Genomic DNA, 13294 nt, shown 5'->3' on the forward strand with positions numbered 1-13294 from the left:
GAGGTGGATAAGATTCTCGCAATTTTATTGCAGCCCTTTCCAGGTTTGTTGTCTAAAAATTTAGTGTAGAGACGCTACAGCGTAACGCCTCTAAAAAAACAAAATTCTTGACTTGTAAATTATCCAAAAGTTAACTAGCCACCAAAACCAGGAATTAAACGCTTGAGGGCGCGATTAGCCACGTCTGCGTAACGCAGTTCACCACACAAGATTTTACCCATAACCTGGGGACTAGAGGGGCGTTTGACACCAACTTTGTAACCGACACTGGGAAAGCGATAAAACGCTCCTGCTAGTTTTTGTGCCCAAGCCATATCAACGCCCCATTGTTCATTAACGGCATCGCTATATTTTTCTAAAGCGTTGATATCACCAGCAAGGGCTTCATTAATGGCGTTTGCTGCTAGCAAACCACTAAAAATTGAGGGGCGGATACCTTCTGCTGTCATCGGGTCAACTACACAAGCTGCTTCCCCGGCTAAAACTGCATTTTGAGTATGTAACTTTTGATTGCCATCCCATAGACAAAGCGGATGACCATATTGTTTGCTGGTTTTAACATCAACGTTAAAAGACTGGGCGTATTCGTCCAAAATCTTCTTAAAATCTTGGGGTTCATTACCAAAAAATGTGCCGACACCAATGGAATAACCCTCAGCTTTGGGGAAATTCCAAATATAACCGTTTTTGATCAAGCCAAATTCAAAGTGTGCTGTAGATTTGTTCTCTACATCTGCAAGCACTTCGGCTTCCAAGGCGCCGGCTAAACGACGTTTCCGGTCTTTGAAGCCTAGCCATTTCGCCATTGAACCCTTAGCACCGTCAGCGGCGATTAGGTAGCGACCACTCATTGAGCCATTAGCTGTGTTAACTTGCCAAGAGTCGCCTTTAAATTCAATACCAGTAACGGTTGTATTGTCTTGTAATTCGGCGCCTTGTTTTTGGGCTTGCTGAATTAAAAAATGGTCAAAAACATCTCGTCGCACCATCCAAACTGGTTCTTTGATGCCGATTTTTGCTTCTACGGGGTCGCCTAATTTCCAGGTGAAACGCAATGAGTCCACTTTGACAGAAATTGCGGGGCTAAAGTCAAAGTCAAACCATTGAGCGATCGCCGGTGATACACCCCCACCACAAGGTTTATATCTGGGTAGTGATTCCTTTTCCAACACTAACACTGAGCGTCCCTGTTTGGCTAAATGATAGGCAGCCGTTCCACCTGCTGGCCCTGCGCCGACGATGATGCAGTCGTACATATGGCTGATTTTATGCTCCTCAATTAGTTAATTTGCTGTGGATTTGAAAATTTGGGTAAATGAGTTTTTAAATTTAAAGTAAAAAAGACAAAAAAGCAACTTTTTGGTCAATGTAGAGTAATTTTTTTGTGCTTCAGTGTCGTGTTGACTGTGTTTCTCCGGTGACTTGTTCCCATTGTGAATATAATTTTTGGCAGTTTTTATCTGGATGTATTTCTCATTAACGCTGCCGTAGGAGTGGTGGAATCAGTTACGAAATCAACTAATCATCAAACTTGCACAATAAAAGATTTTTTAGTTTGTTTTCTACTATAGGACTCATATTTTATTTACGAAAAAAACTCAGTACACTTTTATTCCTTCCTCCCTGTTCCCTGTTCCCTGTTCCCTGTTCCCTGGTCTACATTTAAGATATTTTCGGTAAAAATAAACAAAATAAAAGCTGAAGAATTGTGACTTTATCCTTCAGCCTTGATATTACACCACTAAGAGATTAAATTAATAAATGTTTGCGGTGCTGGCAGATTTTAGACAGTAGTGATATCTTTTTCTTTTTCTGCCAGCAATTCATCTACTCTGGTGGTGTATTTATTTGTCAGTTTTTGCAGCTTGTCTTGCTGATCCCGTGCTTCATCTTCAGAAATTTCCGCACTTTTTTCTTGTTTGCGGATGGAATCGAGAGCGTCGCGGCGGATGTTGCGAATGCTCACACGTCCTTCTTCAGCATACTTGGCAGCAGTTTTCACGAATTCTTTGCGGCGATCGCTTGTTAAGGGCGGAATGTTCAGCCGAATCACAGAACCATCGTTGCTGGGGGTTAGACCCAAGTCAGAAAGAGAAATCGCTTTCTCGATGATGTTCAAGCTACTGCGCTCGTATGGTTGAATCAAAATAGTCGAGGCGTCTGGCGTGGTAATGTTAGCCAGGGATTTCAGGGGAGTGGGTGAACCGTAGTATTCTACTGCTATTTTATCGAGTAAACTAGCACTGGCGCGACCAGTGCGAATCGTGTTAAATGCCCGCTGAGTTGCTTCAACGGTTTTTTGCATCGTACTTTCAGCTTCAGCTAATTTCACAAGAACCTCCCACAAGGGTACCGATAGATTCTCCTAGGACTGCACGGTAGATATTACCTCGCACCGTGAGGTCAAATACAAGAATGGGGATATTATTTTCTTTACATAAAGCGATCGCCGTTGAATCCATGACCCGTAAATCTTTAGCCAAAACGTGAGCGTATGTCAGGCTAGTAAATCGTTTGGCGTCAGGGTAGATATGGGGGTCAGCATCATACACGCCGTCTACCTTGGTGGCTTTAAAAATCACTTCTGCATCGATTTCTGCGGCTCTGAGGGCTGCAGCTGTGTCAGTGGTAAAGAAGGGATTTCCCGAACCTGCACCAAAAATTACCACCCGCCCTTTTTCCAGGTGACGGATGGCTCGACGACGAATATAAGGTTCCGCTAATTCTTGCATTGCGATCGCACTTTGCATTCGCGTCTGTACCCCTATTCGCTCTAGCGAGTCTTGTAGCGTCATGGCATTCATTACCGTGGCAATCATCCCGATGTAGTCGGCGGTTGCTCGATCCATCCCCGCTGACGCCGCTTTCACGCCGCGGAAAATATTGCCACCACCAACAACAATGGCGATTTGCACGCCAGTGGCTACCACCTCTCCTACTTCTTGGGCGATTTCTTTGACCACTTCTGGATCAATCCCATAGCCCATGTTGCCCATTAAGGCTTCACCGCTCAGTTTGAGTAAAATCCGTCGGTAATTCGTTCCCATGAAGTTACGCTTTATCAAAAAAGTTGCAATTGCCTCCAATTTAAGATAGCAGTACTGGTGACTATCTGTGTCTAATCACGCCATATCAATGGCGTACCGATGACTTCTGTTTCTGGATAACGGATTTCTTGATCCTGCAACAGACAGGCGATCGCATTTCGCAGATAATCTTCTGCCGCTGTTAAGGGATTTTTGTAGCTGGCGTCTATTTGTCCTTTGTAGCGAACTACACCACGACTATCTATTAAGAAAGCCATCGGTGTTTTATGAGCACCAAAGCTTCTGGTCACATCTTGAGTGGGGTCCCAGAGATAGGGGAAGTTCAAATTGTGACTTTGGGCGAAAGCTTTCATGTTTTCGAGGCTGGAGCGAGCATCTCCACTAGCTTCACTGCCATTCAAGCCAATTAATGTAAAATCGACTTGACTAAATTCCGCTTGAATGCTTTTTAATTTTTCTAGATATAACTCTACATAAGGGCAGCGGTTACACATAGAGACGACGCCGACTGCGCGGAACTTATTCAGATAGCGGCTGAGATGGTGTACCTGATGATCAATTCCTGGCAGTTCAAAGTCTGGTGCATAGCTGCCGATTGGAGTGTCGATTGTTTCTAGTATGGTCATCTTCTGTAGCTTGAAGGAACTAAAAACAAGAAAATTTTGTGAAATTCAGCGTCACTTTCCAGTTAGAAACCACTCCTTAGCAGATGCTTGATATCCCATAATTTTATAGACCAATGCGATCGCCGTAAATTGTAAAACTACTGAATCTCATACTGGTAGTCATTTGATCACTGCGTTGCTTAATATCATGCTAAATCTTGGTGGTTGCAAAAAGGGTGTTGTTAAATCCCGATCTAAATCTGGATATCAAGACGTCAAATTTTACATTTTTACAAGGATTTTAGATAACACATGATTAATGTTGCCTTAACATTGCGAAATGTGAAGTATTGTTACCATAAGTAACATCACAGGCATGAAAATATTTATATCTTTAACAAATCATGACAGCAACTACAAACGCATTTACCGCACCGCAAACTTGGATTTGGCAAGGCTTTTCTATTTGCTACCAAACCCAGGGAACAGTTGGACCAGCAGTGATTCTGGTGCATGGCTTTGGGGCTTCGTGGTGGCACTGGCGACATAATATACCTGAGTTAGGAAAAAATTTCCGTGTTTATGCGATTGATTTAATTGGCTTTGGTAGTTCTGCTAAACCCCGACCAGGAGAAAAAATTGCTTATACCCTAGAAACCTGGGGACAGCAGGTAGCAGATTTTTGTCGAGAGGTAGTGGGTGAACCAGCTTTTTTAGTGGGAAACTCCATTGGCTGTATTGTCGCTATGCAAGCTGCAGTTAGCAATCCTGACATCATTTTAGGAGTAGCTCTACTCAACTGTTCATTACGGCTATTACACGATCGCAAACGGGTAACTTTACCGTGGTATCGTCGTTTTGGCGCACCTGTGCTGCAACGTTTATTATCTATCCCAGCGGTGGGTACGTTTTTTTTCAATCAAGTCGCCAAACCCAAGACCGTCAGGAAAATTCTCCTACAAGCTTATGCAAATTCAACAGCAGTAACAGACGAACTGGTTGATATATTAACAGCACCAGCCAGTGATCCGGGTGCAGTAGCCGTATTTTTAGCGTTTACTGCTTACTCCACCGGGCCTCTACCCGAAGACTTGCTACCGCAGCTACCTTGTCCAGCAATTATTTTATGGGGAACCGCTGACCCTTGGGAACCAGTGGATTTGGGTAAAGAGTTCGCCAATTATCCACAAGTAGAAAAGTTTATTCGTCTAGAAGGAGTGGGTCATTGTCCTCAAGATGAAGCGCCGGAATTAGTGAATCCAATTTTAAGAGATTGGATTGCAGATGTTGCTAACAGGTCGGCGTAAATGAAAAGAGATGGAGAAAACCTAACATTAAGACGCCCAGTTTCTTACAGGGTTTTTAAGCATCCTGATACATAAGAATTCTTTCACACACAAAACAAGGGTCAAAAAGTCCAGATTTGTAAGACTTTTAACCCTTGTTTTTTTATACTTTATGGCTCTACTAGTCTAGTAGTAGAAACCACGACCGAAACCGCGACCGAAACCGCGACCGAAACCAAAACCGCGACCATAGCCACGACCGAAACCGCGACCGAAACCAAAACCACGACCATAACCACGACCATAGCCACGACCGAAACCGAAGCCCGAGCCGTAATATCCGCCCGATTGTACCTGTTGTTCTTCTGTGGATAAATCCACTAGCAAATCTGATTCGACAGTTTGAATTGACATAATTGATTACCTCAATTTTGTAATCTTCTGATTTGCCGCAGTTGTGGAAAGAATCCATACAAGTAAAATACCTGGATGGATAATTAACTGTGCTAATATCAGTCACACTGTTAGCAGTAATAGCGTTAATTTTGTCCACACATTTTGCATTTGAGGTGACGATAATTTGTAAACTTAGGTGTTGTTAATAACACCTAAGTTTTGAAAATTTCTCCTGACCACACTCACGCAAGACTTAGCGCAGCTTTGTGACTCTCACAATGGCAGAACTTCTAATTTTGTAGAGTTTTGTGCGACGTCCAGTTTCCCGGCTATCATCATCGCTATCATCATCATCTTTTTCACTTTCGCTGACTTGTCCACCAGCTAGGAGCTGTTGTTCGTCAGCAGATAAATCAACGAGTAAATCAGACATCATTTGAGTTGACATAGACTTTTTACCTCTCTTAGTTAACATAGGTGTTGTCGTTCACCTATGTTTTTATTATTAGATAATATCGAATAAATTTAATTAGTCTAAAGTTAGAATAAAACCATAAATAAAACTATTTCTTTTGACTCATGAAAAATAAAGTTTTTAGACAATTTAAAATAAGAAAATATAGAATAAAAAAATAAATAAAAAAGCAATTAACCAACTTAAAATTTAAGTCGTTTAACTGCAGTTGATAAGAGTTATTTAATAAGATGATTATGGCAAATCAAAAAGGATTAAATAGTTAAAAACTTCAGATGTTCTCCCGGTTGAGAAAGAAAAGTATCTAAAGTACCTTGTAGTTGAATTTCACCTTTATTGAGCAGCACAATCCAATCTGCTCGATTCACCACACTGGGACGATGAGTAATCAGAATCGTGGTTTTACCTTTTCGATGTTCTAGGAGACGATCTAGTACTTGAGATTCGCTAACCGGGTCGAGTCCAGCGGTAGCTTCATCTAAAATTAGTATGGGTGGATTAGTGAGAATTCCACGAGCGATCGCTAATCTTTGTCTTTGTCCACCAGAGAGATTAGCCCCAAATTCTCCTAAAACAGTTTGATATTGATTGGGAAGTTGACTAATAAAGCCGTCTGCGTCAGCAATATGACAAGCTTTGACAATTTCTTCAAAAGAAATATTAGGTGTTCCCAAACGAAAATTATCTAAAATTGAGCGACTCCAAAAATGAGGTTCTTGGGGTACATAAACGACTTGTTGACGCAAAGAATCTAAAGCCAAGTCTTGAATATTAAAAAAACCAATGCGAATATTTCCTGAATTTGCTTGATATAAACCTCCTAATAATTTAGCAAAAGTACTTTTACCGCAACCTGATTGACCAATTAAAGCAATGACTTTTCCTCCCGGAAGTTTGAGAGAAAAATTCTCTAATAAATCAACTCTACCAGCGTGATGAAATTGCAAATGAGAACAATAAATATCTGCATCACCGGAAATTTGTACAATCGGCTTTTGACCACCTCCCACTACTTCCGGTGTAGCATCAATCACTTCCAGAAGACGAGAAATTGCAGTTTGAGAACGAACATAATCATCAACAAAACCTACCAACGAACTAATTAAAGTCAACACATTCACCTGTAGGGCGTTAAAAGCTAGCATTTGACCAATACTTAAGTCTCCTTGAATTACCAATATGCTTCCTAGTCCAAGTAAAAGCACGCCACCAATGGTGAAGAAAAAATGGGCTACAGTATCATTGATAATTCCAATTTGAATAGTGCTGAAAGTGAGATTAGCAAGACGACCGAAACGACTTTGGAATTCGTCCCAAAATTGAGGAGCTGCATTCGTAGTTTTCAGTACCTGTGCACCTTTAAAGGTTTCTACTAAAACACCTTGATTTTCCGACCTTAAAACTAATAAACTACGGGTTTTTTGTTGCAAAATTGGGAAAAAAGGGACAGTAGAAAGAGTCATGACTGCAGCAATACAAATCACCGCCAGTGTCAAACGCCAGCTATAAAAGAGCATCACGCAAAAAGAAACCACTGCTATCAGAAACTGGCTGGGTAAAAGCACCACAACTTGTGATATTAACTGGTTAATTTCATTGATATCCCGCAGTCGGCTAGTTATTTCGCCACTGCGCCGGGCTTCGTAATAATTTAAAGGAAGATGGAGCATTTTGCGCCCAAACTCCAAGACAAACCCCAATTGCAACCTTTGACTAAAATGAGCCACCATAGTGGCTTGCAATAGCTGTAAACTGCTGCTGAATAGGGTCATGAAAATTACGGCTGAGACTACGACAGTCAGTAGCTGAGTATCTCCCCGCACTAGAACATCATCGGTAAGCAGTTGGATTAAAACGGGTGTACCCAAAGCGAGTAAACCCATGACAATGTTGAGTAACAACACGTGACCAAGCAGTCCCCGATAGGGTAGAATACGCCCAAAAAAGCGTCCGAATCCGCTTTTATTTTCTTCTTGGGGTTGTTCATAAAAACGCTCTGGATCTGGCTCTACTAAGAGCATGACTCCATTCCAAGCTGCTGTTATCTCTTCTCTGTCAACATAACGAATACCCACCGATGGATCAGCAATTACGTATTTTCTGCCTTTTTGGGCGTATAAAACAACCCAGTGATAGCCTTGCCAATGTATAATCGCTGGCAGTGGTAATTCTTTGATTCTGTCGATAACTGCGGGTGAAGCTTTCACTGCTCTGGCGTTAAAACCTAGCGCCTCAGATCCACGTTTTAGACCGAGCAAAGTTGTTCCGAGTTGTCCAGTCCCTACTGCTTCTCGGCTTTTAGTGATGCTCAGGAAACGTTTGTGATGTTTGCAAATTGCAGCGAGACAAGCGGCGCCACAGTCTTCTTCGCTTGATTGTAAAACAGATTGGTAGTTTTTATTGAGTTTGAAGAGATGAAACATGGTGATATCAATTCAAAATTCAAAGTTAATAGAACTCATATCAATTTGAAAAAAGAATACGACAGACGAAACGCCCAGAAGCTGATACAGCGACTTTCTGATAATTTGATAATTGGTAAAAGCCAATTGCGGTATTAAGAATTGACCATTAATCGTGCTTTGCGGAGGATGAATTGGAGTACTGTTTCTTTGCGAGAAATGATATCGGCTTTACCTTCCATCCCAGATTTGAGAGCGCACTGGCGTGAACCTCTGCTCAGATATGTAGTCTGCGGCTCAATAGTGACTTGATAATTAGATACTTTTGTTTTTTCTGAATTGGGGCTGTTGGTGTCTGTTGGTAAGGCATCTGGTGCTATGATTTTGACTGTGCCTTTGAGAGTGCCGAAGTCTGGATACGGACAAGCTGACACTTGCATCTGGACTTTTTGACCAGTTTTCACTTTGTCGATGCTTTGAGCTGGGACTTGAGCTTTGATGACTATGGGGGCGTTGAGGGGTGCAATTTGAGCCAGTGCTTCTCCTGGTTGTAGCACCTGTCCGGGATTGCGAAGATTTAATTGCAATAATGTACCTGTAACTGGCGCTCTGACTATGCTTTTATTGAGATCAATTTCTACTTGTTGTAATTGTTTGCGGATGTTATCTAGTTGCTTTTGAAATTCTAGGCGTTGCTGCAGCAGAGTTTCTTTTTCTTTTTTCAAAGCTGCTAACATAGCCTCACCTCTGGCTTTTTCTTGTTGAATGCGTTCGGATGCAACGGTGACGTTAGCGTTGCTGGGATTGATGGCGGTTTGCGCTTTTTCTAGGTTGGTTAGCGCTACTGTGACAGCTTGGGCTTTTTCTTCTTGGAGGTTTTTAGCGTTGGCTTTGGCTTGTTCTAGCTTGGCTTGTGCAGATTTGACAGCTTGGGCTTTTTCTTCTTGGAGGTTTTTAGCGTTGGCTTTGGCTTGTTCTAGCTTGGCTTGTGCAGATTTGACGGCTTGGGCTTTTTCTTCTTGGAGGTTTTTAGCGTTGGCTTTGGCTTGTTCTAGCTTGGCTTGTGCAGATTTGACGGCTTGGGCTTTTTCTTCTTGGAGGTTTTTAGCGTTGGCTTTGGCTTGTTCTAGCTTGGCTTGTGCAGATTTGACGGCTTGGGCTTTTTCTTCAAAAAAACTCAGAGAAATTGCACCTGAGACTACTACAGGCTGTAGTCGCTCTTGTTGTGTTTTCGCTAAATTGAAAGCGGCTGTAGCTTCCTGAATATTAGCGGTGAGGAGATTTTCCCGTTGTAATCGCTCTTGTTGTACTTTTGCTACATTTAAGGCGGTTGTGGCTTCCTGAATATTAGCGGTGAGGAGATTTTCCCGTTGTAATCGCTCTTGTTGTACTTTTGCTACATTTAAGGCGGTTGTGGCTTCCTGAATATTAGCAGTGAGGAGATTTTCCCGTTGTAATCGCTCTTGTTGTACTTTTGCTAAATTTAAGGCGGCTGCGGCTTCTTGGACAGTGGCGCTTAAAAGTTTTTCGCGTCGTAATCGCTCTTGTTGTACCCTGGCTAAGGTCAAGGTGGCTTTTGCTCGCGTCATGTCTGCTGTGGCTTTAATCTGCTGATCTTCATAGTTGCGTTGAGTACCGCCTAGTTCTGCTTGTGCACCGATAATAGTACGGTTAATCAAGTGTGTCTGCGCTTCAATCTGGGTGTTGATTTCGCCAAGTTGAGCATCAATGGGACTTAGTTGTAATTGACTTTGCCATATACTGTTTTCTAATTGACTCTTTTGATTTTGCAATCGGGAATCATCCAAGTAAGCAATAGCTTGACCTTGGTAGACGACTTGATTGTCTTGAACAGCAATTTTTTGTACAGTTCCAGTAATCGCTGGCTGGATGATTCGTAGTTCTCCTTCTGGTCGGATGCTTGCAGGAACTTTGACTGTGACATTGTAATTGAGAACAGATGTTAGACCCAGAGCAAGAGCAAAAGTACTGACTAGAACTCCCCCACCAATATTAATCCATTTACCAATCTGGGGTAAAAACTCGTTAGCTGTCACTAAACTGAGATGGTCTTGATTCAATCCATCTCCATAATAATTTTCCTCGTGTTGTAAGGAATTCACGACATTGTACCTTTACTGTAGTGATGTATGCAGTCAAAAAAAGCACAGAACAACGCGAGAATTCACGCTGACTGCTCATACTTCGGGCCGCCATGACACGAAGGCGAAGGCTCGATTGCAAAGTCTCTGCCAAGGTGATCCAACCGTCTAAAATAACGACGATATGTCAGTCAACACTCGGCTGTGAGTGTTGCTGAATTGAAAGATGTATTTGGAGATGTGGAGACGGAAAATTTTCCGTCTCTACAAAGGTTGTCGGCGTTGCGCGCAATTGTGTTTTTATCACACCGTCAGCAACGCCCACGCTGTTAACTATCTGTGATCGGCGATCGCAGTGGCAATTTTAATAATGAGCAGCAAAAAGCTAAACCGGGTAAATTCTGTAGTGGTCAGATATTATAAATCTTGGCAAATTCTTGTTTGGGGAAATATGGCTCCCGCTTAGTGCTTTAACAGCCCCCATGCACCGTCCCCTACCTTAAATAGACTAATTGCTGTGTGATGGCAGGTGATGATTCACTTGTGGAAATGGTACTGTTAAACTTATTTGTGCTTGTGCTCACTCTATCTTTGCTGCTTACCGATTACAAGTACCGCGTCTTTGGGAGTCGTGGGTACTGCTGATGTAACGCATACCATAATTAGTGCTACTTGGCAAATTTCTTTGCTCATCAGTATTGATTCGATTGGACATGATTGTTAGCCTAACTGATAAAATTGGGTGGCTTACCACCTCAGACCTTAACTATAGGCATCGTTGACGATAATTTCATAAACCTGAAGACATAAATCAGACTAATAATTTTCCCCCTGAAAGTAGATGCCCAGTTTGTATTTTGTTTCCTAAAAAAAAGGGCACGGTGTCGCCCGTACCCTGATTGTTATATGTTAGAGACAGTTATTAGATAACTGGTGCGTATTGTGGTTTTTCAGGTACATCAGTATACTCAGCCGCGATTTGGCGGAATTCTTGTCCGTCGATGGTTTCTTTTTCGATGAGCAAATCGACTAAGCGATCGGTGACCGCGCGATTGTCACGAATAATTTTTTTCGCAGTTTCGTAACATTCTTCCACGATCGCTCGCACTTGAGAATCGATTCGAGAAGCGATCGCTTCGGAATAATCGGATCTGGTCATCCAATCCCGACCTAGGAATACTTCTCCCTGTTGGCTTTCTAAGGAAAGAGGGCCTAGGTCAGACATGCCAAATCGAGTTACCATTTGTCTCGCCATTCCTGACAACTGCTGGAGGTCGCCACCTGCGCCAGTGGTGACTTCTGCAGCGCCAAAAATCACCTCTTCAGCGGCCCGACCACCCAAAGCACCAGTAATTCTGGCTTTGAGTTGGGAACGGGAAATTAATCCTTGTTCTTCGTTGGGGGTGAACCAAGTTAAACCTTGGGCTTGTCCTCGCGGAATTAAGGTAACTTTTTGCACTGGGTCATGGTCTTTTAATAAAGTTCCTACTAAAGCATGACCAATTTCATGGTAAGCAATCAAGCGTTTGCTCTTGCTGTCTACTAGGGGTGTACCTTCCATCCCTGCAACTACCCGATCCACTGCGTCGTCAATTTCGCTGAGGGTGATGGCTTCTTTGCGTCTTCTGGCGGTGAGGATTGCTGCTTCGTTGAGTAAGTTAGCTAAATCAGCACCGGTAAAGCCAGGAGTGCGACGAGCGATCGCATCTAAGGAAACGCTAGGATCTAATTTTTTGTTGCGGGCGTGGACTTGCAAGATTTCCAAGCGTCCTTTGATGTCTGGTGCATCCACAGTTACTTGTCTGTCAAAGCGTCCCGGACGCAATAAAGCTGCGTCTAATACGTCGGGACGGTTGGTAGCGGCGATAATAATGATGCCGGTGTTACCTTCAAAACCGTCCATTTCTGTGAGCAGTTGGTTGAGGGTCTGCTCTCTCTCATCGTTACCACCACCGATTCCCGCACCCCGTTGTCTACCTACGGCGTCAATTTCATCAATAAAGATGATACAGGGGGCGTTGTCTTTGGCTTTCTTGAACAAGTCGCGGACGCGGGATGCACCTACACCCACAAACATTTCTACAAATTCTGAACCGGAAATACTGAAGAAAGGTACACCGGCTTCACCAGCGATCGCTTTTGCTAACAAGGTTTTACCTGTACCAGGAGGCCCAACTAACAGCACACCCTTGGGAATTCTTGCACCGACAGCGGTGAATCTTTCTGGCTGCTTCAGGAAGGTAACAACTTCTTGCAGTTCTTCTTTGGCTTCTTCAATCCCGGCGACATCATTAAATTTGACTCCGGTTTTCGCTTCCATTTGGAAACGGGCGCGAGATTTGCCGAAGTTCATGGCTTGTCCTGGCCCACCTGGGAGGTTGCTAGAACGACGGAACAAAAAGAATAATCCTGTAATCAAGAGGATGGGGAAAACCAAATTGCCCAGAAGTCCCCAGATAGCGCCATCATTCCGCATCGGGTGAGCATCAAAACTAATGCCTTTGGTTTTGAGCTTGCTAATTAACTCTGGCGCATTCACAGGTAGATCTACTCGCCACCGTTGAACGCGATTTTCAATGTCTTGGTCTACAGCTTCGATAATTGCTGTTCTACCGCCTTCATAAAGATCGACGCTGGTGACGCGATCGGCGTCTAAATATTCCAGAAAACGACCATAGGTCATGCGGGTATTGGCTGTATTCTTAGCATTGTCGGCCGGAGCACCAGCAAATGCCCCTTGCCAAAAGAAAAAGCCAATTACCAAAGCAGGCAATGTCCAGAGTAATAGGACTTTCCAGGATAATTTCATTTTAATTTGCCTCTAGATGCCAATACGAATCATCAGCTTTATTTAGTAAACGGATTTTAACTAATCCATTTTGCTTAATTTTGTGTCTCACACGCATCGCCATAGCAGCTTTCAGGCATCACAGCAGATCCATGACGACAACAAGAATCTTAATTAAAGTTAACTTGATTTT

Annotated in this window: 10 protein-coding genes; 1 reads left to right on the forward strand and 9 read right to left on the reverse strand. The window is 43.0% G+C overall.

What is annotated here, in order from left to right; translation table 11 throughout:
• Window positions 1-134 precede the first annotated feature (134 nt).
• The 4 genes from MIC7126_RS0100450 to MIC7126_RS0100465 all read right to left on the reverse strand — a co-directional run bounded on the left by MIC7126_RS0100450 (window position 135) and on the right by MIC7126_RS0100465 (window position 3673).
• On the reverse strand, window positions 135-1256 hold the full coding sequence (locus tag MIC7126_RS0100450; protein ID WP_017651145.1) for a geranylgeranyl reductase family protein: 1122 nt from the start codon (window positions 1254-1256) through the stop codon (window positions 135-137).
• Window positions 1257-1783: 527 nt separating this feature from the next.
• Window positions 1784-2332, reverse strand: coding sequence for a ribosome recycling factor (frr, locus tag MIC7126_RS0100455; RefSeq protein ID WP_017651146.1), 549 nt, complete (start codon window positions 2330-2332; stop codon window positions 1784-1786).
• Complete coding sequence (pyrH, locus tag MIC7126_RS0100460) at window positions 2319-3047, reverse strand: UMP kinase (RefSeq protein WP_017651147.1); 729 nt, start codon at window positions 3045-3047, stop codon at window positions 2319-2321. The genes frr and pyrH overlap by 14 nt, the downstream gene beginning before the upstream one ends.
• Before the next feature lie 71 nt (window positions 3048-3118).
• The gene (locus MIC7126_RS0100465; protein ID WP_017651148.1) at window positions 3119-3673 is read right to left on the reverse strand and encodes a thioredoxin family protein; all 555 of its coding nucleotides are present in this window, start codon (window positions 3671-3673) and stop codon (window positions 3119-3121) included.
• Between the two features lie 383 nt (window positions 3674-4056).
• Between MIC7126_RS0100465 and MIC7126_RS0100470 the strand changes: the two genes are divergently transcribed.
• Window positions 4057-4959, forward strand: coding sequence for an alpha/beta fold hydrolase (locus MIC7126_RS0100470; protein ID WP_017651149.1), 903 nt, complete (start codon window positions 4057-4059; stop codon window positions 4957-4959).
• Between the two features lie 165 nt (window positions 4960-5124).
• On the opposite strand, the gene MIC7126_RS29855 is transcribed toward MIC7126_RS0100470, so the two are convergent.
• The 5 genes from MIC7126_RS29855 to ftsH2 all read right to left on the reverse strand — a co-directional run bounded on the left by MIC7126_RS29855 (window position 5125) and on the right by ftsH2 (window position 13122).
• Window positions 5125-5352 carry a hypothetical protein gene (locus MIC7126_RS29855; protein ID WP_017651150.1) on the reverse strand — a complete coding sequence of 76 codons (228 nt, stop codon included), beginning with the start codon at window positions 5350-5352 and terminating at the stop codon, window positions 5125-5127.
• A 235-nt stretch (window positions 5353-5587) separates the two neighbouring features.
• Entirely contained in the window at window positions 5588-5782 is a 195-nt protein-coding gene (locus MIC7126_RS0100480; RefSeq protein ID WP_017651151.1) for a hypothetical protein, read from the reverse strand.
• 281 nt (window positions 5783-6063) lie between these two features.
• Window positions 6064-8232 (reverse strand): peptidase domain-containing ABC transporter, encoded by a 2169-nt coding sequence (locus MIC7126_RS0100485; RefSeq protein ID WP_017651152.1) that lies wholly within the window; start codon window positions 8230-8232, stop codon window positions 6064-6066.
• A gap of 134 nt (window positions 8233-8366) precedes the next feature.
• Window positions 8367-10334: a beta-barrel domain-containing protein gene (locus MIC7126_RS0100495; RefSeq protein WP_017651154.1), complete on the reverse strand. Its 1968-nt coding sequence runs from the start codon at window positions 10332-10334 to the stop codon at window positions 8367-8369.
• Window positions 10335-11235: 901 nt separating this feature from the next.
• Complete coding sequence (gene ftsH2 / locus MIC7126_RS0100500; RefSeq protein WP_017651155.1) at window positions 11236-13122, reverse strand: ATP-dependent zinc metalloprotease FtsH2; 1887 nt, start codon at window positions 13120-13122, stop codon at window positions 11236-11238.
• Window positions 13123-13294: the final 172 nt, after the last annotated feature.

Origin of the sequence: Fortiea contorta PCC 7126, from assembly GCF_000332295.1 — a bacterium.
Lineage (GTDB): Bacteria > Cyanobacteriota > Cyanobacteriia > Cyanobacteriales > Nostocaceae > Fortiea > Fortiea contorta.

Bases quoted from the DNA above. Each gene is read 5' to 3' on its own strand.
- MIC7126_RS0100450 (WP_017651145.1), bottom strand. From the start codon at position 1,256: ATGTACGACTGCATCATCGTCGGCGCAGGGCCAGCAGGTGGAACGGCT.
- MIC7126_RS0100480 (WP_017651151.1), bottom strand. From the start codon at position 5,782: ATGTCAACTCAAATGATGTCTGATTTACTCGTTGATTTATCTGCTGAC.
- MIC7126_RS0100465 (WP_017651148.1), bottom strand. From the start codon at position 3,673: ATGACCATACTAGAAACAATCGACACTCCAATCGGCAGCTATGCACCA.
- ftsH2 (WP_017651155.1), bottom strand. From the start codon at position 13,122: ATGAAATTATCCTGGAAAGTCCTATTACTCTGGACATTGCCTGCTTTG.
- MIC7126_RS29855 (WP_017651150.1), bottom strand. From the start codon at position 5,352: ATGTCAATTCAAACTGTCGAATCAGATTTGCTAGTGGATTTATCCACA.
- MIC7126_RS0100485 (WP_017651152.1), bottom strand. From the start codon at position 8,232: ATGTTTCATCTCTTCAAACTCAATAAAAACTACCAATCTGTTTTACAA.
- pyrH (WP_017651147.1), bottom strand. From the start codon at position 3,047: ATGGGAACGAATTACCGACGGATTTTACTCAAACTGAGCGGTGAAGCC.
- MIC7126_RS0100470 (WP_017651149.1), top strand. From the start codon at position 4,057: ATGACAGCAACTACAAACGCATTTACCGCACCGCAAACTTGGATTTGG.